Origin of the sequence: Kitasatospora sp. NPDC002040 (genome assembly GCF_040296785.1) — a bacterium.
Lineage (GTDB): Bacteria > Actinomycetota > Actinomycetes > Streptomycetales > Streptomycetaceae > Kitasatospora.
Window position 1 is genome coordinate 501,065 of record NZ_JBEOXV010000003.1, and the last position, 24,270, is coordinate 525,334.

Annotated in this window: 26 protein-coding genes; 25 read left to right on the forward strand and 1 reads right to left on the reverse strand. The window is 70.6% G+C overall.

From position 1 onward, the window contains the following. The first annotated feature begins 124 nt into the window (after positions 1 to 124). The 20 genes from ABT118_RS12520 (at position 125) to ABT118_RS12615 (ending at position 17,774) form a co-directional block, all read left to right on the forward strand. Entirely contained in the window at positions 125 to 1,195 is a 1,071-nt protein-coding gene (locus ABT118_RS12520; protein WP_350663478.1) for an LCP family protein, read from the forward strand. 129 nt (positions 1,196 to 1,324) lie between these two features. Continuing rightward, positions 1,325 to 1,549 (forward strand): 50S ribosomal protein L31, encoded by a 225-nt coding sequence (rpmE, locus tag ABT118_RS12525; protein WP_350663492.1) that lies wholly within the window; start codon positions 1,325 to 1,327, stop codon positions 1,547 to 1,549. Positions 1,550 to 1,687: 138 nt separating this feature from the next. After that, positions 1,688 to 2,767 (forward strand): peptide chain release factor 1, encoded by a 1,080-nt coding sequence (prfA, locus tag ABT118_RS12530; protein ID WP_350663509.1) that lies wholly within the window; start codon positions 1,688 to 1,690, stop codon positions 2,765 to 2,767. A 19-nt stretch (positions 2,768 to 2,786) separates the two neighbouring features. Next, the gene (gene prmC / locus ABT118_RS12535; RefSeq protein ID WP_350663530.1) at positions 2,787 to 3,653 is read left to right on the forward strand and encodes a peptide chain release factor N(5)-glutamine methyltransferase; all 867 of its coding nucleotides are present in this window, start codon (positions 2,787 to 2,789) and stop codon (positions 3,651 to 3,653) included. A gap of 46 nt (positions 3,654 to 3,699) precedes the next feature. After that, entirely contained in the window at positions 3,700 to 4,347 is a 648-nt protein-coding gene (locus tag ABT118_RS12540) for an L-threonylcarbamoyladenylate synthase (RefSeq protein ID WP_350663545.1), read from the forward strand. A gap of 38 nt (positions 4,348 to 4,385) precedes the next feature. Continuing rightward, on the forward strand, positions 4,386 to 5,027 hold the full coding sequence (locus ABT118_RS12545) for an arsenate reductase/protein-tyrosine-phosphatase family protein (protein WP_350665328.1): 642 nt from the start codon (positions 4,386 to 4,388) through the stop codon (positions 5,025 to 5,027). A gap of 124 nt (positions 5,028 to 5,151) precedes the next feature. Further along, entirely contained in the window at positions 5,152 to 6,411 is a 1,260-nt protein-coding gene (glyA, locus tag ABT118_RS12550) for a serine hydroxymethyltransferase (RefSeq protein WP_350663557.1), read from the forward strand. 152 nt (positions 6,412 to 6,563) lie between these two features. Then, a complete protein-coding gene (locus ABT118_RS12555; protein WP_350663570.1) occupies positions 6,564 to 7,850 on the forward strand; it encodes an MraY family glycosyltransferase in 1,287 nt (428 codons plus the stop codon). A gap of 287 nt (positions 7,851 to 8,137) precedes the next feature. Then, positions 8,138 to 8,563, forward strand: coding sequence for a Cg1360 family ATP-synthase-associated protein (locus ABT118_RS12560; protein WP_350663580.1), 426 nt, complete (start codon positions 8,138 to 8,140; stop codon positions 8,561 to 8,563). 264 nt (positions 8,564 to 8,827) lie between these two features. Then, on the forward strand, positions 8,828 to 9,661 hold the full coding sequence (gene atpB, locus ABT118_RS12565; protein WP_350663594.1) for a F0F1 ATP synthase subunit A: 834 nt from the start codon (positions 8,828 to 8,830) through the stop codon (positions 9,659 to 9,661). Between the two features lie 85 nt (positions 9,662 to 9,746). Beyond that, the gene (gene atpE, locus ABT118_RS12570; protein ID WP_350663608.1) at positions 9,747 to 9,980 is read left to right on the forward strand and encodes an ATP synthase F0 subunit C; all 234 of its coding nucleotides are present in this window, start codon (positions 9,747 to 9,749) and stop codon (positions 9,978 to 9,980) included. 46 nt (positions 9,981 to 10,026) lie between these two features. Continuing rightward, positions 10,027 to 10,593: a F0F1 ATP synthase subunit B gene (locus tag ABT118_RS12575; protein WP_350663622.1), complete on the forward strand. Its 567-nt coding sequence runs from the start codon at positions 10,027 to 10,029 to the stop codon at positions 10,591 to 10,593. Continuing rightward, the gene (locus ABT118_RS12580) at positions 10,590 to 11,405 is read left to right on the forward strand and encodes a F0F1 ATP synthase subunit delta (protein ID WP_350663635.1); all 816 of its coding nucleotides are present in this window, start codon (positions 10,590 to 10,592) and stop codon (positions 11,403 to 11,405) included. The genes ABT118_RS12575 and ABT118_RS12580 overlap by 4 nt, the downstream gene beginning before the upstream one ends. Positions 11,406 to 11,558: 153 nt before the next feature. Further along, positions 11,559 to 13,133 (forward strand): F0F1 ATP synthase subunit alpha, encoded by a 1,575-nt coding sequence (gene atpA / locus ABT118_RS12585; protein WP_350663647.1) that lies wholly within the window; start codon positions 11,559 to 11,561, stop codon positions 13,131 to 13,133. 32 nt (positions 13,134 to 13,165) lie between these two features. Then, positions 13,166 to 14,080: a F0F1 ATP synthase subunit gamma gene (locus ABT118_RS12590; RefSeq protein WP_184914261.1), complete on the forward strand. Its 915-nt coding sequence runs from the start codon at positions 13,166 to 13,168 to the stop codon at positions 14,078 to 14,080. Between the two features lie 2 nt (positions 14,081 to 14,082). Beyond that, entirely contained in the window at positions 14,083 to 15,528 is a 1,446-nt protein-coding gene (gene atpD / locus ABT118_RS12595) for a F0F1 ATP synthase subunit beta (protein WP_350663685.1), read from the forward strand. A 196-nt stretch (positions 15,529 to 15,724) separates the two neighbouring features. After that, positions 15,725 to 16,105, forward strand: a complete 381-nt coding sequence (locus ABT118_RS12600; RefSeq protein ID WP_350663693.1) for a F0F1 ATP synthase subunit epsilon — start codon at positions 15,725 to 15,727, stop codon at positions 16,103 to 16,105. A 136-nt stretch (positions 16,106 to 16,241) separates the two neighbouring features. Next, positions 16,242 to 16,742, forward strand: coding sequence for a DUF2550 domain-containing protein (locus tag ABT118_RS12605; protein ID WP_350663705.1), 501 nt, complete (start codon positions 16,242 to 16,244; stop codon positions 16,740 to 16,742). Between the two features lie 48 nt (positions 16,743 to 16,790). After that, entirely contained in the window at positions 16,791 to 17,168 is a 378-nt protein-coding gene (locus tag ABT118_RS12610) for a VOC family protein (RefSeq protein WP_350663717.1), read from the forward strand. A 33-nt stretch (positions 17,169 to 17,201) separates the two neighbouring features. Next, on the forward strand, positions 17,202 to 17,774 hold the full coding sequence (locus ABT118_RS12615; protein WP_350663733.1) for a cob(I)yrinic acid a,c-diamide adenosyltransferase: 573 nt from the start codon (positions 17,202 to 17,204) through the stop codon (positions 17,772 to 17,774). A 6-nt stretch (positions 17,775 to 17,780) separates the two neighbouring features. On the opposite strand, the gene ABT118_RS12620 is transcribed toward ABT118_RS12615, so the two are convergent. Further along, on the reverse strand, positions 17,781 to 18,323 hold the full coding sequence (locus ABT118_RS12620; RefSeq protein ID WP_350663739.1) for a hypothetical protein: 543 nt from the start codon (positions 18,321 to 18,323) through the stop codon (positions 17,781 to 17,783). A gap of 157 nt (positions 18,324 to 18,480) precedes the next feature. Between ABT118_RS12620 and ABT118_RS12625 the strand changes: the two genes are divergently transcribed. The 5 genes from ABT118_RS12625 (at position 18,481) to ABT118_RS12645 (ending at position 24,267) form a co-directional block, all read left to right on the forward strand. Continuing rightward, positions 18,481 to 19,671: a sensor histidine kinase gene (locus ABT118_RS12625; protein ID WP_350663750.1), complete on the forward strand. Its 1,191-nt coding sequence runs from the start codon at positions 18,481 to 18,483 to the stop codon at positions 19,669 to 19,671. Beyond that, on the forward strand, positions 19,668 to 20,318 hold the full coding sequence (locus ABT118_RS12630) for a response regulator (protein ID WP_350663771.1): 651 nt from the start codon (positions 19,668 to 19,670) through the stop codon (positions 20,316 to 20,318). Before ABT118_RS12625 ends, ABT118_RS12630 begins: the two co-directional genes overlap by 4 nt. A 215-nt stretch (positions 20,319 to 20,533) precedes the next feature. Next, positions 20,534 to 21,400, forward strand: coding sequence for a 3-hydroxyacyl-CoA dehydrogenase family protein (locus ABT118_RS12635; protein ID WP_350663778.1), 867 nt, complete (start codon positions 20,534 to 20,536; stop codon positions 21,398 to 21,400). Positions 21,401 to 21,638: 238 nt separating this feature from the next. Next, positions 21,639 to 21,980, forward strand: a complete 342-nt coding sequence (locus ABT118_RS12640; RefSeq protein ID WP_350663792.1) for an STAS domain-containing protein — start codon at positions 21,639 to 21,641, stop codon at positions 21,978 to 21,980. A gap of 91 nt (positions 21,981 to 22,071) precedes the next feature. Next, positions 22,072 to 24,267: an ATP-binding protein gene (locus ABT118_RS12645; RefSeq protein WP_350663802.1), complete on the forward strand. Its 2,196-nt coding sequence runs from the start codon at positions 22,072 to 22,074 to the stop codon at positions 24,265 to 24,267. The last annotated feature ends 3 nt before the right edge of the window (positions 24,268 to 24,270 follow it).

Consider the following 24,270-nt stretch of genomic DNA (forward strand, 5'->3'; position numbering starts at 1 on the left):
CGCGGTCCGGGGCTTCGGCGTCTTCTCAGCACGAGTCAAGAAACGGACTAATCGGTATCTCATTCGCCTATGCTCAGAATGAAGGTCATACCGACCAAGCCCCAGATGCTGAGGACGAGACGCTATGGCCGAGCACCGACGCAAGACCCTGAGCCGGCGGATACGCCTGCGCAGGACCATCGTGTGCGCCGTGGCGGGGCTGCTGGTGCTCGGCGGCGGCGCGGCGGGGTACGCGTACTGGAAGCTCAACGGGAACATCAAGAGCGTCGACATCAACGCCCAGCTGGGCACCGCCCGGCCGCCCGCCTCGACCAACGGCTCGTTCAACGTGCTGGTGCTGGGCTCGGACTCGCGGCAGGGCAAGAACGGGGACCTGGCCGGCGGTGACGCCGACGGCACCGCCCGCTCGGACACCGCGATGGTGGTGCACGTCAACCAGGCGCACACGCAGGCCGAGGTGGTCTCGATCCCCCGGGACACCCTGGTGGCCCGGCCCGCCTGCACGGCGGTCGGCGGGAAGGCCGCGCCCGCCGCGCGGAGCGTGATGTTCAACACCGCGTACGAGGTCGGCGGCCCGGCCTGTGCGGTGAAGACCACCGAGCAGCTCACCGGGCTGCGGATGGACCACTACGTCGAGGTCGACTTCGCCGGCTTCGCGAGCTTCATCGACGCCATCAACGGGGTCACGGTGACCACCGCGGTGGCGATCGACGACAAGGACAGCGGGCTGCACCTGGGGGCCGGTACGCACCGGCTGAACGGCGACCAGGCGCTCGCCTTCGTCCGGACCAGGCACGGCGTCGGCGACGGCAGCGACCTCGGCCGGATCGAGCTGCAGAAGCAGATGGTGAAGTCGATCCTGACCCAGGTGAAGAGCCTGGGGCTGGCCGCCAACCCGGCCAGGCTCTGGTCGGTCGGGGACAAGCTCACCAAGAGCATCACCACCGACTCCGAGCTGGCCTCGGTGAGCGCACTGGTCGGTCTGGCCAACACCCTCGAACCGATCGGCCCGGACAACCTGAGCATGGTCACCCTGCCCGTCGTGACCGCCCCCAGCGACCCGAACCGGGTGATCCCGGCCGAACCCCGGGCGGCCGAGCTGTGGAAGGCCCTGGCGGCGGACCGGGCGGTCCCGGAGTCGGTGCTCAGCACCCAGCCGACCAACCCGGCCCAGGCACCCGCCTCCAAGGCATAGCCGGAATACCGGAGGACCGCACTCGGTTTGGGAAGAAGCGGTCAGTCCTGGCAGACTGGTCCGTCGGTCCCGGTTCACGTGCGGCTGTCAGCTGCCGACCCGGTGCCCTCCCGAACCTAGGAGAACCCCTTGAAGCCCAACGTTCACCCCGAGTACGTGGTCACCAACGTGACCTGCACCTGCGGCGCCGAGTTCACCACCCGCTCGACCGAGACCAGTGGCGTCATTCGCGCCGAGGTCTGCTCGCAGTGCCACCCGTTCTACACCGGCAAGCAGAAGATCCTCGACACCGGTGGCCGTGTCGCCCGCTTCGAGGCCCGCTTCGGCAAGAAGCTCTCCGCGAAGCAGGACTAGCGCCCGTACGGCGCCGGTCCCGGTCGTTCCCGCGTACGCGCGGGGGCGTTCGGACCGGCGCCGTTGGCGTCTCCCCACCACCTCCAGGCCCGGCACCCAGCAGACCCGGCAGCAGACCCAGCGGAAGTAGGCCCCCCGATGTTCGAGGCAGTCGCAGAGCTCCTCACCGAGCACGCCGCCCTCGAGGAGAGGCTGGCCGACCCCTCGGTCCACGCCGACCAGGCGAACGCGCGCAAGCTCTCCAAGCGCTACGCGGAGCTGACCCCGATCACCCGCACCTACCGGGCCTGGCTCCTGGCCGGCGAGGACATCGAGGCCGCCCGCGAACTCGCGCAGGAGGACTCGGACTTCATCGCGGAGATGAAGTCCTCGGAGGCCCGGCGCGACGAGCTGACGGAGGAGCTGCGGCTCCTCCTGGTCCCGCGCGACCCCAACGACGAGAAGGACGTCATCCTGGAGGTCAAGGCGGGTGAGGGCGGCGAGGAGTCCGCGCTGTTCGCCGGCGACCTGCTCCGGATGTACCTGCGGTTCGCCGAGCGGGTGGGTTGGAAGACCGAGATCATCGACGCCAACGAGTCCGACCTCGGCGGCTACAAGGACGTCTCGGTGGCCGTGAAGACCAAGGGCAACCCCGAGCCCGGCCTCGGCGTCTGGGCCCGGCTCAAGTACGAGGGCGGCGTGCACCGGGTGCAGCGCGTCCCCGCCACCGAGTCGCAGGGCCGGATCCACACCTCGGCGGCCGGCGTGCTGGTCACGCCCGAGGCCGAGGAGGTCGAGGTCGAGGTCGTCGCCAACGACCTGCGGATCGACGTCTACCGCTCCTCCGGCCCCGGCGGGCAGTCCGTCAACACCACCGACTCCGCGGTCCGGATCACCCACCTGCCGACCGGTATCGTGGCGTCCTGCCAGAACGAGAAGAGCCAGCTGCAGAACAAGGAGCAGGCGATGCGCATCCTGCGTTCGCGGCTGCTGGCCGCGGCACAGGAGGCGGCCGAGCAGGAGGCCTCCGACGCCCGGCGCAGCCAGGTCCGCACCGTGGACCGCTCCGAGCGCATCCGGACGTACAACTTCCCGGAGAACCGCATCTCGGACCACCGCACCGGCTTCAAGTCGTACAACCTGGACCAGGTCCTGGACGGCGAGCTCAACGCGGTGATCCAGTCCTGCGTGGACGCCGACGCGGCGGCCAAGCTGGCCGCCGCCGCCCAGGAGAACTGACCGGACAAGGGGTGTACGGATGAACCTGCTGCTCGCGGAGGTGGCCCAGGCCACCCAGCGGTTGGCCGCGGCCGGGGTGCCGTCGCCGCGCTTCGACGCGGAGGAACTCGCCGCACACGTCCACAACGTCAAGCGCAGCCAGCTGCACACGGTGAAGGACGGCGACTTCGACGCCCGGTACTGGGAGGCCATCTCCCGGCGGGAGGCGCGCGAGCCGCTCCAGCACATCACCGGCCGGGCGTTCTTCCGGTACCTGGAGCTGGAGGTCGGTCCCGGCGTGTTCGTGCCCCGGCCCGAGACCGAGTCGGTGGTCGAGTGGGCCATAGACGCCGTCCGCGACATGGACGTCGCCGAGCCGCTGGTGATCGACCTCTGCACCGGCTCCGGCGCGATCGCGCTGGCGCTGGCCCAGGAGCTGCCGCGCTCCACCGTGCACGCCTTCGAGCTGGACGAGGGCGCGATGAAGTACACCCGCCGCAACATCGCCGCCAGCACCGACCGGGCCCGGGTCACCCTGCACGCGGGTGACGCCACCCGCGCGTTCGAGGACGACCGCTCCTGGGACGGCCGGTTCGACCTGGTGATCAGCAACCCGCCGTACATCCCGCTCACCGAGTGGGAGTACGTGGCACCCGAGGCCCGCGACCACGACCCGCAGATGTCGCTGTTCTCCGGCGAGGACGGCCTCGACACCATCCGCGGCATCGAGCGGGTCGCCGCCCGGCTGCTGCGGCCCGGGGGAGTCGTGGTGATCGAGCACGCCGACACCCAGGGCGGACAGGTGCCGTGGGTGTTCCGCGAGGAGAGCGGCTGGACCGACGCCGCCGACCACCGGGACCTGAACAACCGGCCGCGCTTCACCACCGCCCGCAAGGCGTCGTTGTGACCGTGGCAGTGACGACCAGTCAGTTTTCCGAGAGGGGACCGCACCGATGAGCCGCCGCTACGACTGCGCCGATGCAGGCGATCGTGAGACCGGGCTGCGCGAGGCCGCTTCGGCGATCCGCCGGGGTGAGCTGGTCGTGCTGCCGACCGACACCCTGTACGGGATCGGTGCGGACGCGTTCAGCCCGGAGGCCGTGGCCGCCCTGCTGGACGCCAAGGGCCGGGGCCGGAACATGCCCTCCCCGGTGCTGGTCGGCTCGCCGACCACGCTGCACGGGCTGGTCACGGACTTCTCCGAGCAGGCCTGGGAGCTGGTCGACGCGTTCTGGCCGGGCGGGCTGACCCTGGTCGCCAAGCACCAGCCGTCGCTGCGCTGGGACCTCGGCGACACCCGGGGCACCGTCGCGGTCCGGATGCCGCTGCACCCCGTCGCGCTCGAACTGCTGAACAACGTCGGCCCGATGGCGGTCTCCAGCGCCAACCGGACCGGCGGCCCCTCGCCGTCCACCTGCGACGACGCCTTCACCCAGCTCGGCGACTCGGTCTCGGTCTACCTGGACGGCGGCAACGCCGACTTCGGGCAGGCCTCGTCCATCGTCGACGTCACGGGCAAGGTCCCGGTCCTGCTGCGGGCCGGCGCGATCAGCGCCGAGCAGCTGAGGGAGGTCGTACCCGACCTGGAGGCCGGCAGTTGACAGCGGCCTCGCTGCACGGCGCCGGCCCCGGCCTCGGCATACCCGCGTACGTCACGGTCTCGCCGCGGCCGCTCGACTCGTTCCGGATCCTCTTCGTCTGCACCGGCAACGTCTGCCGCTCGCCGATCGCCGAGCGGCTGACCCGGCACGAGCTGGACAGCAGGCTGGCGGACTTCGCCGGCCGGATCGTGGTGGAGAGCGCCGGGACCTGGGGGCACGAGGGCGCCCCGATGGAGGCGCACGCCGCCACCGTGCTCGGTGAGTACGGGGTCGGCGCCGACGGCTTCGCCGGGCGTGAACTGCTCGACGAGCACGTGATCGACGCCGACCTGGTGCTCACCGCGACGCTCGACCACCGGGCGCAGGTGATCTCGATGGGGCACGCGGCCGGGCTGCGGACCTTCACCCTGAAGGAGTTCACCCGGCTGGTCCGGCGGATCGACCCGTCCACGCTGCCGGACCCCCGGGGCGGCGACCAGGTCACCGAGCGGGCCCGCGCCCTGGTCCGGGCGGCCGCCGCGCTGCGCGGGTGGCTGCTCGCCGCGACCCCGGAGTCCGACGAGGTCGACGACCCGTACGGCGCCCCGATCGGCATGTTCCGCAACTGCGGCGAGGAGATATTCGACGCCCTCGACCCCGTGGTGACGGCCCTGACCGGGGTCACCCACCGCAGCCACTAGGGGTCGGTGGCAGGGCACCCGGCACGAGGTGCGGCCCGGGCGGGTGTATTGACGGGCCGTAGGGCAGGCGGCGGCCTAGGCTGGGTGGTGCCGCCCGAAATGTCCGCTGCCCGGGAGCCTTGCCATGACCGTGATCCATGATGTGCAGCTCTCCTGGACCGCCCCCGCGCCGCTGCGCGAGGCGGACCCGCAACTCGCCGACCTGCTGGCCGCCGAGGCCGGCCGCCGGGCCGAGACGCTGCAGCTGCTCGCGGGGGAGAACCTCGCCACCCCGGCCGTGCTGGCGGCCCTGACCGGCCCGCTGGTGGACAAGTACGCCGAGGGCTACCCGGGGCACCGGCACCACAGCGGCTGTGCGCTCGCGGACGCCGCCGAGCTGCTCGCGGTCGACCGGGCCAAGCGGCTGTTCGCCGCCGAACACGCCAACGTCCAGCCCCGGTCCGGGACTTCGGCGATGCTGGCGGCCTACGCGGCGCTGCTGCGGCCGGGCGACCTGGTGCTGGCGATGTCGCTGGAGCACGGCGGCCACCTGAGCTGCGGCTCGCGGGCGAACTTCTCCGGCCGGTGGTTCGACTTCATCGGGTACGGGGTGCGCGAGCAGGACCAGCTGGTCGACTACGACCAGGTCAGGGAGTTGGCGAAGCTGCACCGGCCGAAGGCGATCGTGGCGGGCGGGATCTCCTACCCCCGGCACCTGGACTGGGCCGCGTTCCGGGAGATCGCCGACGAGGTGGACGCCTATCTGATCGCGGACACCGCGCAGACCACCGGCCTGGTCGCGGCGGGTCTGGCGCCGAGCCCGGTGCCGTACGCGGACGTCACGGTGGCGGCCACCCACAAGCTGCTGCGCGGGCCGCGCGGCGGGCTGCTGCTCTGTTCGGAGCAGCTGGCGGGGCGGGTGGACCGGGCGGTGTTCCCGTTCAGCCAGGGCGGGGCGGCGATGAACGAGGTGGCGGCCAAGGCGGTGGCGTTCGCGCAGGCGGCCACGCCGGAGTTCGGCGCGTACCTGCGGCGCGCGGTGGATGGTGCACGCTCCCTGGCCGCGGCGCTCGGCGCGGCGGGCGCGCCGCCGCTGACCGGTGGCACCGACACCCAGCTGGTGACGGCGGACGTCGGGCGGCTCGGGCTGACCGGGGTGGAGGCCGAGCGCCGGTGCTCGGCGGCCGGACTGATGCTCGGCAAGTGCGCACTCCCGTACGATCCGGCCCCGCCGGCCGAGACCTCGGGTATCCGTTTGGGCACAGCTGCGGTGGCGGCCCAGGGGATGGCGGTGGAGGGCATGGCGGAGGTCGGCGAACTGATCGGACGCCTGCTCAGCGGGGGTGCGCCGGCCGAGATCGGGGCCCGGGTCAGGGAGCTGGCGGCCGCGCTCGCGGCAAACTGACGGACCGGAACACCCGGGAAGGCGAACCGCGATGCACATGCGGCGCGTCCGACTCAATAAGGTGTGCTCCGTGGCGACGCACCTCGAATCCCGGGCAATCACGGGGGTACCTTCGGTACCCACCCGTCGGACCGTCGCGCAGGAGGTCAGTGGTGCGTGAGTATCTGCTGGTCCTGTTCGTGACGGCCGCGGTCACCTACCTGCTGACCGGGCCGGTCCGGAAGTTCGCGATCGTGGCCGGCGCCATGCCGCCGGTCAGAGCCCGGGACGTGCACCGGGAGCCGACGCCCCGGCTGGGCGGGATCGCGATGTTCGGCGGTCTGTGCGCCGGGCTGGCGGTCGCGTCCCAGCTGACCCACCTGGGCAACCTGTTCATCCAGAGCGCGGACATCCGGGCCCTGCTGGCCGGGGCCGGGATCATGTGGCTGCTCGGCGTGCTGGACGACAAGTGGGGCGTGGACGCCCTGGTGAAGCTCGGCGGCCAGATGATCGCCGCCGGTGTGATGGTCTGGCAGGGCGTCACGGTGATCTCGATCCCGGTGCCCGGCGTCGGCCCGGTCTCGGTCACCCCGACCATGGGCATGGTCATCTCGGTCACGCTGGTGGTCGTGATGGTCAACGCGGTGAACTTCATCGACGGCCTGGACGGCCTGGCCGGCGGCATGGTCTGCATCGCGGCGATGGCGTTCTTCCTCTACTCGTACCGGCTCTGGTACGGCTACGGCATCAACGACGCGGCCCCCGCCGTGTTGTTCAGCGCCCTGCTGATCGGGATGTGCCTGGGCTTCCTGCCGCACAACCTGCACCCGGCCCGGATCTTCATGGGCGACTCGGGCTCGATGATGCTCGGTCTGATGCTGGCGGTGTCCGCGATCTCGATCACCGGCCGGGTCGACCCCGACCTGATCACCGATCAGACCGGTTCGCAGACCGCCACGGTGCACGAGCTGGTGCCGATCTACATTCCGCTGCTGCTCCCGCTGACCGTGATCGCGCTGCCGCTGGCCGACCTGCTGCTCGCGGTGGTCCGCCGGACCTGGGCGGGCAAGTCCCCGTTCGCGGCGGACAAGCAGCACCTGCACCACCGGCTGCTGGAGGTCGGGCACTCGCACAGCCGGGCCGTGCTGATCATGTACTTCTGGGCCGCGCTGATCGCCTTCGGCACGGTGGCCTTCTCGGTGCCGGGCCGGGGCCGGACCCTGGTGCTCGGGCTGGCCGGGCTCTGCCTGCTCGGCATCGTGGTGCTGATGATGCCCCGGTTCCGCCCGCGCGCCCCCCACGCGGTGCAGGCCTTCGTGCCGCCGCGCTACCGCAAGGAGTCCGTGACCGCGGCCGACGCCCCGGCCATGGCGGAGCTCTCGGCCGACGACAAGGAGCTGCTCGTCCGGCTCGGCACCGGCGCCACGGCGGTCGGCGGCCGGAGCGACTCGCAGGGCTGAACGGCCGTCAACTCCCTTCACCCGTACGGCGGCACTGTTGAGCCGTCGGTGTGACAGGTACCACACGTCCATGGTAAAGCTCTCATCAAATAGTTTGTGATACCGTTCACGAGTACCGAGAACGCGCCGAAAGACCTGACAGGTGGAGGACTTCCGTCCCTGGTCGGTCTCCCTCGACGGGATCGCCGTCGAGCCGGCGAACCATGGCTGACGTCCTCGGTGCGGTGCCACCACCGCGTCCCAAGCGCCGTCCCCCCGTTTCTCGACATGCCGCCGGAGTTGCCGACATGCCGTCCCACGACGCCCGGATCCCGTTCCGCGGCGCCGCAATCTCCACTGCGGCCGCCGGAGTTGTCGCCACCGCGATCTCCACCGCACTCGTGGGGACGAAGGGCCTGATCGGCGCTCTCGCCGCGACGCTGCTGGTGCTGGCCTTCTTCATCTTCGGTCAGGTCGCGCTCGACCGCCTGACCAGGAACAACCCGCACATGCTGATGGCCGGCGCGCTGCTGGTCTACACCACCCAGATCCTGCTGGTGGGCATCGTGCTCGCGGTGTTCAAGGACACCTCACTGTTCAACACCAAAGCGTTCGCTTTCACGCTGCTCGGCTGCGTTCTGATCTGGACTGCGGTCCAGGTCCGCGCCGGGATGAAGGCCAAGCTCTACTACGTGCAGAACGACTCCTCGGACCAGAAGGACAGCAGGCCGTGACCGGCTCCGGCTGTCCCTCGCACGAGGGGGGCGGTGTTTATGCCGTCCTGACGGACTGCTATCGTCCGTCGCGACGAACGAGTACGGGACGTGGCCAGGTCTCTCCGCACGGCGGACGGATCGCCCCCCGGACTCACACAGTCTTCAACGATCCCGCGGCACCGGACGACGCCGCGCCGGGTCGGCGAGATACCCATCAAGTTCCAGTGCCGCACCGTGGCCGCAGGCCGCGCCGACACACCGAGGTTGCCGTAACCATGCGTCATGACGAAGGAGTCTGTGGTGAGTGCTGAACTCACGTTGCTCGCCTCTGGGGGCAACTGCCACTTCAGTGACCATGGATGCGGATTCCCCGCTCCCGGCCTGAACGAGTTCCAGTTCGAGCCGATCTTCACGATCGGGAGCCTCGAGTTCAACAAGCCGATGCTCCTGTCGTTCATCTGTGCCTTTCTGGTGATCGGCTTCTTCTGGGCGGCGTTCGCCAGGCCGAAGCTGGTCCCGGGCAAGCTGCAGCTGGTCGGTGAGATCGGCTACGACTTCGTCAAGCGGTCCATCGTGCTGGAGACGATCGGCAAAAAGGGCGAGAAGTACGTCCCGATGCTGGTCTCGATGTTCTTCTTCATCTGGATCATGAACATCATGTCGATCATCCCGTTCGCACAGTTCCCTGTGATGGCGGCGATCGCGTTCCCGGCCGGTCTGGCTGCGGTGGTCTGGTTCACCTACATGTTCCTGACCTTCAAGAAGCACGGCTTCGTCGGCGGCTTCAAGAACCTGTGCTGGCCGTCGGGCATCCCCGGCTGGGTCATGTTCATCCTGGTGCCGATCGAGTTCTTCTCGAACATCTTCGTGCGCCCCTTCACGCTCGCGGTCCGAGCCTTCGCGAACATGTTCGCCGGCCACCTGCTGATCGTGATGTTCTCCATCGCCTCCTGGTACCTGCTCAGCCCGAGCCTGGGCGCGCTGTACGGCTCGGTCTCCTTCGTGGTGACCGTCGGCCTGACCGCCTTCGAGCTGCTGGTCCAGTTCCTGCAGGCCTACATCTTCGTGATGCTGGCCAGCAGCTACATCGCCGGTGCCCTCGAAGAAGCGCACTGACCCGCTGTAGCACCCCGCCCGACTCCTCCTCGTACTCCCGGTGGCCAACCACCGCCGGTTCACACCCCGAAAAGGACAAGCTGAAATGGCACAGCTCGCTGAGCTCGTCGGTTCCATCGCCTCCGTCGGTTACGGTCTCGCCGCGATCGGCCCCGGCATCGGTGTTGGTCTCATCTTCGGCAACGGCGTCCAGGCCATGGCCCGTCAGCCCGAGGCTGCCGGCCTGATCCGTTCCAACATGTTCATCGGCTTCGCGCTGACCGAGGCGCTCGCCCTCATCGGCATCGTCATGCCGTTCGTCTTCGGCACCGGCAGCTAATTCCTCGTAATTACTGTCGTAGCCCCATTCGACGAAAGGTTCAGATATGAGCGCCTCCGTGGCACTCCTCCTCGCGGAGGAGGGGGAGAAGATGAATCCCCTTCTCCCCGCGTGGCCCGAGGTCATCATCGGCCTGCTCTGCTTCTTCATCGTCTTCGGCATCCTCGGCAAGAAGCTCCTGCCCAGCATCGAAAAGGTGCTGGCGGACCGTCGGGACGCGATCGAGGGCGGCATGGAGCGCGCGGACGCTGCTCAGGCCGAGGCCCAGGCCCTGCTTGAGCAGTACCGTGCCGAGCTCTCCGAGGCGCGTCACGAGGCCGCTCGTATCAACGAGCAGGCTCGTGAGCAGGGCGCTGCCCTGATCGCCGAGATGCGCGAGGAGGGCCAGCGTCAGCGCGAGGCCATCGTCGCCGCCGGCCACGCGCAGATCGAGGCCGACAAGAAGCAGGCGACTGCCGTCCTGCGTCAGGACGTCGGCTCGCTCGCCTCGCAGCTCGCCTCCCGCATCGTCGGCGAGTCCCTCGAGGACTCCGCCCGGCAGAGTGGCGTGATCGACCGCTTCCTGGACGACCTGGAGGCCAAGGCCTCTGCGGCTCAGGGTGCGTCCAAGTGATCGGCGCCAGCCGTGAGGCCCTGGCCGCCGGCCGGGAGAACCTCGAGAGCCTGACCGACAACACCTCGGTGGACGTCGCCAAGCTCGCCCAGGAGCTGACCTCCGTGACGGCGCTGCTGGACCGCGAGGTCACGCTGCGCCGGGTGCTGACCGACCCCTCGCGGTCCGGTCAGGACAAGGCCCAGCTGGTCGGCTCGCTGCTGGCCGGCCAGGTCTCCGGCGAGACCGTCGACCTGGTCTCCGGCCTGGTCCGGTCCCGCTGGTCGGGTGGCCGTGACTTCGCGGACGCGGTCGAGGAACTCGCCGCCTACGCCGAGATCATCGCCGCCGACAAGGCGGGTCAGCTGGACGACGTCGAGGACGAGCTGTTCCGTTTCGGACGGATCGTCAGCGCCTCGCACGAGCTGCGCAGCGGTCTCACCGAGCCGAAGGCCGGTTCCGTCGCCAAGGCGGAGCTGATCAAGAAGCTGCTCGGCGGCCGCGCCAACGCGGGCACCGTCCGACTGGTCAGCACCCTGGTCACCAACCCGCGTGGCCGTAGCCTGGAGCAGGGCCTGGAGTCCTACTCCAAGCTCGCCGCAGCCCGGCGTGGTCGCGTGGTGGCCCTGGTCACCACCGCCGTTCCGCTCTCGGACGGTCAGAAGGACCGGCTGGGCAGCGCCCTGGGCCGGCTCTACGGCCGCCAGGTGCACCTGAACATCGACGTGGACCCCACGGTCCAGGGCGGTGTCCGGGTGCAGATCGGTGACGAGATCATCGACGGCACCGTGTCGAGCCGCCTCGAAGGCGCTCGCCAGGCCCTCGAAGGCTGACGACCCACCAGCATCATCCGACCCTCGGTCGGGAACCGGCCCCTCGGGGCCGGCAAATCGTACGGCCGGTTCGCATGACCCGGCCGAGAGTCGAATACTTGCGGCCCTCAATGGCGGGCCGAGGATCGCAAACTAGGAGAGCAGGGAAGCCTGATGGCGGAGCTTACGATCCGTCCGGAGGAGATCCGGGACGCGCTGGCCGACTTTGTCCAGTCGTACCAGCCGGACGCCGCCTCGCGTGAAGAGGTCGGTACGGTCACCGAGGCCATGGACGGTATTGCCAAGGTCGAGGGCCTTCCCTCGGTCATGGCCAACGAGCTGCTGAAGTTCGAGGACGGCACCCTCGGCCTCGCGCTGAACCTCGACACCCGCGAGATCGGTGTCGTCGTCCTCGGCGAGTTCAGCGGCATCGAAGAGGGTCAGACGGTGCACCGCACCGGCGAGGTCCTCTCCGTCCCGGTCGGCGAGGGCTACCTCGGCCGTGTCGTGGACCCGCTGGGCAACCCGATCGACGGCCTGGGCGACATCGCCTCCACCGGCCGTCGCGCGCTGGAGCTGCAGGCCCCGGGCGTCATGGTCCGCAAGTCGGTGCACGAGCCGATGCAGACCGGCATCAAGGCCATCGACGCGATGACCCCGATCGGCCGCGGCCAGCGCCAGCTGATCATCGGCGACCGCCAGACCGGCAAGACCGCGGTGGCGATCGACACGATCATCAACCAGCGTGACAACTGGAACTCGGGCGACCCGTCGAAGCAGGTCCGCTGCATCTACGTCGCCGTGGGCCAGAAGGGCTCCACCATCGCGTCCGTCCGCGGCGCCCTGGAGGAGGCCGGCGCGCTGGAGTACACCACCATCGTGGCTGCTCCCGCCTCGGACCCGGCCGGCTTCAAGTACCTCGCCCCGTACACCGGTTCGGCCATCGGCCAGGAGTGGATGTACGACGGCAAGCACGTCCTCATCATCTTCGACGACCTGTCGAAGCAGGCCGAGGCGTACCGCTCCGTGTCGCTGCTGCTCCGTCGTCCGCCGGGCCGCGAGGCCTACCCGGGTGACGTCTTCTACCTGCACTCCCGCCTGCTGGAGCGTTGCGCGAAGCTCGGCGACGCGCTGGGCGCGGGCTCGATGACCGGTCTGCCGATCATCGAGACCAAGGCCAACGACGTGTCGGCGTACATCCCGACCAACGTCATCTCCATCACCGACGGCCAGATCTTCCTGGAGTCCGACCTGTTCAACGCCGGCATCCGCCCGGCCGTGAACGTCGGTATCTCGGTCTCCCGCGTCGGTGGCTCGGCCCAGATCAAGGCGATGAAGTCGGTCGCCGGCCGTCTGCGCCTGGACCTGGCCCAGTACCGCGAGCTGGAGGCGTTCGCCGCCTTCGGTTCCGACCTGGACCCGGCCTCCAAGGCCCAGCTGGAGCGCGGTGCGCGCATGATCGAGCTGCTGAAGCAGGGTCAGTACCAGCCGTTCCCGGTCGAGGAGCAGGTCGTCTCGATCTGGGCCGGCACCACGGGCAAGCTGGACGACGTCCCGGTCGCGGACATCCGCCGCTTCGAGCGCGAGTTCCTCGACCACCTGCGGACCTCGAAGAAGGACCTGCTCGCGGGCATCGTCGAGACCAGCAAGCTCGAGGACGGCACGATCGACGCTCTCACCGAGGCGATCGCCGCGTTCAAGCTCGGTTTCACCACCGCCGACGGCAAGCTCCTCGGCGAGCAGGCCTGAGTCCGGTAGCGAGGGAAAGGACGTAACGACCCATGGGAGCACAGCTTCGGGTCTACAAGCGCCGGATCCGCTCTGTCACCGCGACGAAGAAGATCACCAAGGCGATGGAGATGATCTCCGCGTCGCGCATCGTCAAGGCGCAGCGCGCGGTGGCCGCCTCCACTCCGTACGCCGATGAGCTCACCCGCGCGGTGACGGCGGTGGCCACCCGGTCCAACGCCAAGCACCCGCTGACCACCGAGAACCCCGACGCCTCGCGCGCCGCGGTGCTGGTGATCGCGGCGGACCGTGGTCTCGCCGGTGGTTACTCGACCAACGCCATCAAGCAGGGTGTGGCGCTCAGCGCCAAGCTCCGTGCCGAGGGCAAGGACGTGGTGACCTACCTGGTCGGTCGGAAGAGCGTCTCGTACTACAACTTCCGTAACCTTGAGGTCGCGGGATCGTGGACGGGTTTCTCCGACAAGCCGACCTACGGTGACGCGAAGCGGGTTGCGGCCGATCTGATCGAGGCGTTCACCGCCGAGACCGGTGGGGTGGACGAGCTCCACCTGGTGTCCACCAAGTTCGAGTCCATGCTGACTCAGACCGCCGTGGACGTCCGGCTGCTGCCGCTGAAGCTGGACGAGGTCCAGCTCAGCGACGACAAGCCGGCCAAGGCCGAGATCTTCCCGCTGTACGACTTCGAGCCGTCGGCCGAGGGCGTCCTCGACGCCCTGCTGCCGCGGTACGTCGAGAGCCGGATCTACAACGCGCTGCTGCAGTCGGCCGCTTCGGAGCACGCCGCTCGCCGGCGCGCGATGAAGTCCGCGACCGACAATGCGGGAGAGCTCATCAAGTCGCTCACGCGGCTTGCCAACTCGGCCCGTCAGGCCGAGATCACCCAGGAAATCAGCGAGATCGTCGGCGGTGCCAACGCCCTCGCCGACGCTAGCCGCGGGAGCGAATGAGAATGACCACCACAGTTGAGCCGACCACGGCGACGGGCCGCGTCGCGCGGGTCATCGGCCCGGTCGTCGACGTGGAGTTCCCCGTCGACGCGATTCCGAGCATGTACAACGCCCTGCACGTCGAGGTGGACAACCCCGACGGCACCGGCATCAAGATCCTGACCCTCGAGGTTGCGCAGCACCTCGGCGACGGCCTGATCCGCGGCATCTCGATGCAGCCGACCGATGGCCTGGTCCGCGGCGCGGTCGTCACCGACACCGGTTCGGCGATCTCCGTCCCGGTCGGCCAGATCACCAAGGGCAAGGTCTTCAACGCCCTCGGTGAGGTGCTGAACGTCGACAAGGCCGAGTTCGAGAAGCAGGTCGAGGTCCGGTGGCCCATCCACCGCAAGGCCCCGAACTTCTCCGAGCTCGAGTCGAAGACCGAGATGTTCGAGACCGGCATCAAGGTCATCGACCTGCTCACCCCGTACGTGACCGGTGGCAAGATCGGTCTGTTCGGTGGTGCCGGTGTCGGCAAGACCGTCCTCATCCAGGAGATGATCTACCGCGTCGCCGAGAACTTCGGTGGTGTGTCGGTCTTCGCCGGTGTCGGCGAGCGCACCCGTGAGGGCAACGACCTCATCCACGAGATGGTGGACTCGGGCGTTCTGGACAAGACCGCGCTGGTCTTCGGCCAGATGGACGAGCCGCCGGGCACCCGTCTGCGGGTCGCGCTCTCCGCGCTGACCATGGCGGAGTACTTCCGTGACGTCGAGAAGCAGGACGTGCTCCTCTTCATCGACAACATCTTCCGGTTCACCCAGGCCGGTTCCGAGGTGTCGACCCTGCTCGGCCGCATGCCCTCCGCGGTGGGCTACCAGCCGAACCTGGCCGACGAGATGGGCCTCCTGCAGGAGCGCATCACCTCGACCCGCGGTCACTCGATCACCTCGATGCAGGCGATCTACGTCCCCGCGGACGACCTGACCGACCCGGCGCCGGCCACCACCTTCGCCCACCTCGACGCGACGACGGTTCTCTCCCGTCCGATCTCCGAGAAGGGCATCTACCCGGCCGTCGACCCGCTGGACTCCACGTCCCGCATCCTGGACCCGCGCTACATCGCGCAGGACCACTACGACACGGCCATCCGCGTCAAGGGGATCCTGCAGAAGTACAAGGACCTCCAGGACATCATCGCGATCCTCGGTATCGACGAGCTGTCCGAGGACGACAAGATCACCGTGCACCGCGCACGCCGGATCGAGCGCTTCCTCTCGCAGAACACCTACGTGGCGAAGCAGTTCACCGGTGTCGACGGTTCGACCGTGCCGCTGTCGGAGACCATCGAGGCCTTCAACGCGATCGCGGACGGCAAGTACGACTCGACGCCGGAGCAGGCGTTCTTCATGTGCGGTGGCATCGAGGACCTCGAGCGCAACGCCGCCGAGCTGGCCAAGAAGTAGTCCGGCCCGCTCGACCGCATGACTGACCGTGAGGGGTGGTCCCCGTCCCTGGGGGCCGCCCCTCACGGCTAGACCGGAGGATTCGCTGTGATCCCGGTCATCTCCGTGTCCTTGGTTTCATGCCGGGGGTGCGGGCCCGTTATTCTTACCGCAATCGCCGAGTCATTCGGCGGTAGCAAGAGCCTAGGAGCCCACGTTGGCTGAGCTGCACGTCGAGCTGGTCGCAGCCGACCGCAAGGTGTGGTCCGGTGCGGCCACCATCGTTGTCGCCCGTACGGCCTCCGGTGACACCGGCATCATGCCGGGTCACACCCCGGTGCTGAGCGTGCTGGAGACCGGTCCGGTCACCATCCGCACCACCGACGGTGGCACCGTCGTGGCCGCCGTCCACGGCGGCTTCATCTCCTTCGCCGACAACAAGCTTTCTCTGCTCGCGGAGATCGCCGAGCTGGCGGACGAGATCGACGTGGCCCGGGCCGAGCGCGCGCTCGAGGCCGCCAAGGGCGACGTCGACGCACACGCCGAGCGCCGCGCCGAGGTCCGCCTCGCCGCCGCCGGTCGCCGCAAGGCCGCCTGAACGCACGTCAGCACGACCGACGGTCCCGGGGACGCGAAAGCGTGACCCCGGGACTGTCGTATCAGTTGGTAGGACAGTGCCGTCGTCGTTGATACGACCGGCAACGGGGATGCGGGTAGCGAGGAGGTCGGTGAGCATGGTCCTCGCCCTTGTGGTGTGCGCGGCGGTCGTGGCGCTCTGTGTGCTTGGTCTGGTGGTCTTCGCGGTACGCCGCCGGATGATCCAGCGAGTAGGCGGGACGTTCGACTGCAGTTACCGGCTCAAAATGCCGGCCGACGCGTCCACGACGCCCGACCTCGACAGCAACGGTGAGCCCACCTCGGCCCCGGTCCCCGTGACCGACGGCAAGGGGTGGGTTTTTGGTATCGGCCGCTACAGCGGCGACTCGATCGAGTGGTTCCGGGTCTTCAGCTACGCGCCGCGCCCGCGCCGGGTGCTGCCGCGCCGGGAGATCGAGGTGCTGGGCCGCCGCTACCCCGAGGGCCAGGAGGAGCTCGCGCTGCTCTCCGGCTCGGTGGTGCTGCGCTGCCTGCACAACGGCGCCCCGCTCGAACTGGCCATGAGCGACGACGCGTTGACCGGCTTCCTGGCCTGGCTCGAAGCGGCGCCCCCCGGCCAGCGAGTGAACGTCGCCTGAGCGCGCCACACTGGTCTGAGGGGGTTCACTCCGACGAGGAGGCCACCGATGTTGGGCCAAGCGACTAGTCACACCACCCTGCCGGTCGCCGACATGGAGCGCGCCAAGAGCTGGTACCACGACAAGCTCGGCATGGATCCGGTCATGGAGGACGAGGGCGGCGCCCGGTACGAGACGGCCGGCGGCAGCTTCGGTCTCTTCGAGACCCAGATCACCGAGCGGGCCGGCCACACCCAGATGGACTTCGAGGTCGCCGACCTCAAGGCCGAGATGGCCGAGCTGCGTTCGAACGGCGTGGTGTTCGAGGACTACGACATGCCCGGTCTGAAGACCACCGACGGCGTGCTGGAGTTCTCCGAGGGTGCCGCCTCGTGGTTCAAGGACAGCGAGGGAAACGTGCTCTGCATCATGCACCAGGACCGTTAACGCGCGTTGACCCCAGCCGTTAGGCTGCCGCGCATGGTCAAACTCACCCGCATCTACACCCGTACCGGCGATGACGGCACCACCGCCCTCGGTGACATGAGCCGTACGACCAAGACCGACCCCCGGCTGATCGCGTACGCCGACACCAACGAGGCCAACGCGGCGATCGGGGTGGCGCTGGCGGTCGGGGCGCTCGCCGAGGACGTCGCCGCGGTGCTGGTGCGGGTCCAGAACGACCTCTTCGACGTCGGGGCCGATCTGGCCACCCCGGTGGTGGAGGACCCGAAGTACCCGCCGCTGCGGGTGCTGCAGTCCTACATCGACCGGCTGGAGGGGGACTGCGACCACTACCTGGAGCAGGTGGAGAAGCTGGGCAGCTTCATCCTCCCGGGCGGTACCGTCGGTGCCGCCCAGCTGCACCTGGCCTGCACCGTGGTCCGCCGCGCGGAGCGGTCGACCTGGGCGGCGATCGAGGAGCACGGCGACAGCGTCAACCCGCTCACCGCCAAGTACCTCAACCGCCTCTCCGACCTGCTCTTCATCCTGGCCAGGGTGGCCAACAAGGAGCGCGGCGACGTGCTGTGGGTGCCCGGCGAGAACCGCTGACCGGGGTCAGCCCCGGACCGGGGCCTTCTTGGGGAACAGGGTGTAACTGGCGGCGATCAGCAGGTTGATGCCGGTCACCGCGCCCATCCGCTGGTACCAGACACCGAGCGCCGCGGTCCGGTCCGGGGCGTCGATCAGCCAGGTCATGGCGGCGATCAGGCCGACGGTGACGGCGGCCGCCAGGGCGGTGCGGGCGAAGATCCGCCACTCGTGGGCGGCCCGGGCGGAGCCGTACCGAGGTGCGCGCGGGGGCCTGGGGCCGCCGGCCAGACGGTGCCGGGCGTGGCCGTCGGCCCAGGTGACCAGGGAGTGGCCGAACGCGACCGAGAAGCCGACGTAGGCGGCGGCCAGGCCGTGCGTCCAGCTCGCGGTCGCGCCGCTGCGGAGGTCGACCGCGGTGAGGACGAGGATCGCCAGGTCGATCAGCGGCAGGCCGAACAGCAGGACGGTGCTGACGGAGCGCCACCTCAGCAGGTAGCGGGCGGTGAGGGCGAGGGCGAGGACGACCCAGAAGCCGATCTCACCGGCGAGGACGAGTGTGACGATCACGGGGGTACCTCCGGACTCGACGGGCTGTCTCCAGACTTCCGCAGCCGGCCGCCCGGGGCGTCGTCGGTGCTGCTGAGCCGGTGCTGCACCTTTCGATGTACGCCCCTCCTCCGCACGGCCCGCACGAGTGCGGCGGCGGGGGTGGTGAGATGGGGGCGTGCTCCCCTTCGATCTCACCCCGCGCCAGGAGGACCGGGCGATCGCGCTCTTCGGTCTGCTCGGCGGGCTGCTGCTGATCGCCTTCGGCGCCTACGACCGCTCCGACGACATCCCCGGCTGGGTGGTGGCGCTGCCGCTGCTGGCCACGGCGGTGCTGGAGCTGTTCCGCCGGAGCCACCCGATCTGGACTGCCTCGCTGGGCGGGCTGGTCTTCATCGGCACGGTCTTCGCCGGTTCGCTGGTCGCCACCATGCTGATGTACACCGACCTGCTCTACGCGGCCGTGCTGTACGGCAACGCCCGGATGTCGAAGGTGCTGCACCTGACCGGGATCGGCTCCACGGTGGTGCTCTCCAGCCTGGCGATCCTCTACGGCTCGGTCTCCGGCGGGCTGCTGGTGGCGGTGCTCTGCGCGCTGATCTTCCTCGGCCCGGTGTGGACCGCCGACCTGGTCCGCAAGCACCGGGACGAGGCGGAGACCGAGCGGCTGCGGGCCCAGCAGACCGCGCTGCTGGCCGAACTCGACCGCCGGGGTGCGGTGGTCGCGGAACGGGCCAGGATGGCCCGGGAACTGCACGACGTGGTGGCCAACCACCTCTCCGCGATCGCCATCCACGCCACCGGCGCCCAGTCCCTGGCACGCCGTCAGGACCGGCCGGCGGACGATCCGCTGCTGGTCGCGATGGCGGTGATCCGGGAGAACAGCGTGCAGGGGCTGACCGAGATGCGGCGGATGATCGGGCTGCTGCGGGCCGGGGACGAGGAGACGTACGCGGCGCCCCGGCTGGACGCGCTGGACAGCCTGCTGGCCAAGGCGGTGGAGAGCGGGCGCGCAGCCGGCCTGTCCTTCGAGCTGGCCGAGGAGGGCGAACGCGGCGAGCTCTCCGCCCCGGTCGAGCTGGCGGCGTACCGCATCCTCCAGGAGTCGCTGACGAACGCGCTCAAGCACGCGGCCCCCGGCACCGTGCGGCTCCGGCTGAGCTACCGGGCGGCCGAGCTGGAGGTGGCGGCGGACAGCCCGTACCGGGCGGGGGAGGGCCAGGAGCTGCCCGGGGCCCGGGCCGGGCTGATCGGCATGGCCGAGCGGGCCGGGCTGCTGGGCGGCTCGCTCACGGCAGGCCCGGCGGACGGGCAGTGGAAGGTCAGGGCGGTCCTGCCGCGCGATCCGCAGAACAGGGGGACCGGATGATCCGGGTACTGGTGGCCGAGGACCAGGCGGCGGTGCGGGCGGCGCTGGTGCTGATCCTGCGCTCGGACCCTGGCATCGAGGTGGTCGGTGAGGCCGCCGACGGGGAACAGGCCGTCCGGCTGGCGCTGGAGCTGCGGCCGGACGTGGTGCTGATGGACGTTCAGATGCCCCGGCTGGACGGGGTGGCGGCGACCCGGCAGGTGGTCGCGGCGGGGGCCGCCCAGGTGCTGGTGCTGACCACCTTCGACCTGGACGAGTACGTCTACGGGGCGCTGCGGGCCGGTGCGGCCGGCTTCCTGCTCAAGGACCTGGAGGCGGACGCCCTGATCGAGGGCGTCCGCACGGTGGCGCGGGGCGACGGGATACTCGCCCCGGGCGTGACGCGCCGTCTGATCGGCACCTTCGCCCGGCCCGGCCGACCGGACCAGCCGAAGGCCAGGGAGGCGGTGGAGGCGCTCACCCCGCGCGAGCGGGAGGTGCTGGCCTGCCTCGGCGGCGGGCTCTCCAACGGGGAGATCGCCGCGCGGCTGGAGATGGCGGAGGCGACCACCAAGACCCACGTGAGCCGCATCCTGGCCAAGCTGGAGCTGCGCAGCCGGGTCCAGGCGGCGATCCTGGCGCAGGACTTGGGGCTGGTGGCGGAGTGAGGGGTCCGCTGCGGAGCTGGGTCCAGGTGGCGATCGCGGCGCAGGACTTGGGGCGGGGGCGGAGGGGGCGGGCACCCGCCCTGAGCACGTCAGCAGCGTCACACCCGCCAATCGCACCACGGGCGGCCCGCTGGCACTAGAGTCCGGCGCGTGAGCGGCGCGGCTCCGGTGGGTGATCCCTGCCCTGAGCCGCCTTCAGGAGCTTAGGGGTAGCCATGAGCAACGTAGCCAGCCAGCAGATCGCCGTGATCGGCGCGGGCCTGATGGGCGCGGGCATCGCGCAGGTCTCCGCGCAGGCCGGGCACCAGGTGGTGCTGCGGGACGTCACCGACGCCGCGCTCCAGCGCGGGGTGGACGGCATCCGGGCCTCGTACGAGAAGTTCGTGTCCAAGGGGAAGCTGACGGCCGACGAGGCCGAGGCGGCCCTCGGCCGGATCACCACCACCACCGACCTGGGTGCGGTGGCCACCGCCGACATCGTGGTCGAGGCGGTGTTCGAGCAGCTGGACGTCAAGGAGGCGGTCTTCCGGGAGCTGGACAAGCTGGCCAAGGACGGCGCGGTGCTGGCCTCCAACACCTCGGCCATCCCGATCACCCGGATCGCCGCCGCCACCGCGCGGCCGGAGTCCGTGGTCGGCGTGCACTTCTTCTCGCCGGTGCCGCTGATGAAGCTGGTCGAGCTGGTCCGCGGCTACAAGACCAGTGACGCCACCCTGGCCACCGCCCGGGCCTTCGCCGAGGGCGTCGGCAAGGAGGTCGTGGTGGTCAACCGCGACGTGGCCGGTTTCGTGACGACCCGTCTGATCACCGCGCTGGTGGTCGAGGCGGCCAAGCTGTACGAGTCGGGCGTGGCCAGTGCCGAGGACATCGACACCGCCTGCCGGCTCGGCTTCGGGCACCCGATGGGCCCGCTGCAGACCGCCGACCTGACCGGGGTCGACATCCTGCTGCACGCGGCCCGCAACATCTACGCCGAGACCCAGGACGAGAAGTTCGCCGCCCCGGAGATCATGGCCCGGATGGTGACCGCCGGAGACCTCGGCCGCAAGAGCGGCCAGGGCTTCTACCCGTACGGGAAGTAGTACCCCATCCGGGCGGGGTCGTGGGTGAGCTTGCTCACGACTCCGCCCCGGACGGGTGATTTGGGTGGGAATCGAGCGTGGGTGTGGAGTCCGACTGCGTATATTCCCTCTATTCCATCGGACGAGTGAAGTTGCCTCAGATCTGGCGGCCGCCAGCAACCTGAGCGGCTGATCCACCGTCAGATGATGGAGGGGAGACCGGCTCCGGCCGTACCGACCGGCTGCGAAGGAGGAGAGCATGCGCATCACCGGCGACCATCGCGGCATGGCCATCAAGGGCCGTCTCGACGTGCGCAGCGCCGCCGACGCGCGTGCCGTGCTGCACCAGGCGGTCGACGGCGGCCAGGGGGACCTGGTGCTCGACCTGGCCGGTCTCGAGTTCTGGGACGCCACCGGGCTCGGCGTCATCATGGGCACCCACCGCCGGGCGGGCCGGCTCGGCCGGCGGCTGGTGCTGCGCTCCGTGCCGGCCCAGCTCCAGCGCCTGCTGGTGGCCACCCGCCTGCACCGCATCCTCGCCGTCGAGGGCACCGTCCCCGACCCGTACGGCACCACGCTGCCGCTCGGCGCGACGACCTAACTGCCGCTGCGGGGCCCCTGGATAGTGCAATCGGGTCACGCTGCTCTAGTCTCCGGTCAGACAATCGGCCGAACGAGGGCGGAGCGAGATCGTGGGACAGCCACCCGGTGACCTCGGGCAGGAGCCGCTTCGGCTGCGGACCGGGGATCTGGTCAGCGGTGAACTGCTGCTCTCGATCGGCAGCCCGGACGGGTCCGAGGCCCAGACGTGCCCGGTGGACTGGCAGCCGCACCCGCGCCGGATCACGGCGGACCCGAGCAGCCGCACCGTCGCCGCCCTCGGCCCCAGCCCCGCGGTCGGCCCGCTGGCGCTCGGCAGCGGCGCCTCCGACCTGCCGCTGCTGGACCGCGAGGCGGACGTCGCCCAACTGCTCGGCCTGCTGGCCGAAGGCCGGTCGATCCGGCTGGTCGGCCAGGCCGGGGCGGGCCGCAGCGCGCTGCTCGCCGCCGTGGCCGACGCCGCCGGCGAGCTGGCCCCGGACGGCGTGGTCCGGCTCAGCGGGCACCGCCGGACCACCCAGGACCTGCTGCAGGACCTCTACGCGGCCACCCACCGGGCTCCGCCGTACCGGCCGAACCCGTACCAACTGGGCCGCCTGCTGGGCCGCTTGGGTGCCGTGGTGGTGATCGACGACGTCGAGACGCACGGCCCCGAGCTGGAGCAGCTGCTGGCCACCGCGCCGGACTGCGCCTTCCTGATCTCGGTGGCGCCCGGCAGCCCGCTGCTGGAGCCCGGCTCCCGGCTGGAGGACCACCCGGTGGCCGGGCTGGCCCGGCCCGCCTGCCTGGCCCTGATCACCCGGCTGGCCGGACGGCCGCTGGACGAGGCCGAGCGGGCCTGGGCGGTCGACCTCTGGTTCGAGTCGGAGGGCCTGCCGCTGCGCTTCGTCCAGGCGGCCGCGCTGCTCCGGCAGCGCGACGCTCAGGTGGACACCCTGGTCGCCGCGCACGAGGACCGCAGCCGGGTCTTCGGCCTGGTCAAGGAGATCCAGGCGCCGGACGACCCGGCCGTGCTGGAGGACGAGCTGCGTCGCTCGGTGCCGCTGCCCACGGTGGCGGAGACCGCCGCCCCGGCCGCCCGGCTGGCCGCCGGGCTGAGCGAGCCGGCCCGGGGCGTGCTGCGGCTGGCGCTGGCCCTCGACGGCGAGTGCCCGACCGCCCCGCACCTGCCCGCACTGATCGACGTCGGCCTCGGCGAGAGCGCCCTGCACGAACTGACGGACTGCGGGCTGGCGGTCTCGATCGGCGGCCACCACCGGCTCACCGACGGGGTCCGGGAGGAGCTGGCCGAGGCCTGGCCGCCCGGTGAGATCGCGTACGGCGCCGCCCAGCACTTCTCCTGGTGGGTCGGGCACAGCTCGGTCACCCCGGCGCAGATCGCGGCCGAGGCCGAGGTGGTGATCAGCGCCCTGCTGGCCGACCGGGACGCGGACCGGCCGGAGCAGGTGCTCCAGCTGGCCACGGCCGCCGCACCCGCCTTCGCCCTGTCGCTGCGCTGGGGCGCCTGGGAGCAGACCCTGCGGATCGGCCTGGAGGCCGCCAGGGCGCTCGGGGCCGCGGCCGAGGAAGCGTGGTTCCACCACGAGTTGGGCGTGCTGGCGTTCTGCACCGGGGCGATCGAGCAGGCGGCGGGGGAGCTGGAGGCGGCGGTCGCGCTGCGGGCCGCGCTCGGCCAGCCGCGCGGCACCGCCGCCGCCCGCCGGATGCTGGAGCTGCTCCGGACCGAGGCCGGCCGGCCGGTGCCCGGCGTGGAGCCGACCCCGGTCGCCCGACGGCCCGTCATCCGGGCCATCGCGGCCCAGGTGCCGTTCCGCTTCCGCACCACCCCGGGCACCGGCGGCGGTACCCGGCGGACCGTCATGGCAGCCTCCGCCGCCGTGCTCGCCCTGGGCGTGCTCGGCACCGCGGTCGGCCTCAGCCTGGCCCGGACCGACCCCGAGGGGTCGGGCGGCCGGGGCGGCGTGGTGAACGAGGACGGCTACACCGGGGACCTCAACATCGGTACCCGCAGCGCCTCGCCGAGCCCGTCCGCGACGCCGAGCGCCCCGGTCGAGCCCTCGGAGACGGCCGAGCCGTCGCCGAGCAGCTCGCGCACCTCGCGCAAGCCGAGCGCGAGCAGGTCCGAGAGCTCCTCGGCCACCACCCGTCCGCCGACCCAGTCACCGGCGGCCCCGACCACGAAGCCGCCGGCCCCGGTCACCACCCCGCCGGTCCCCCCGAGCTCGTCGCCGGCCACCACTCCGCCGGTCACGGCGTCCCCGACCGACACCGGGACGACACCCCCGTAGCCG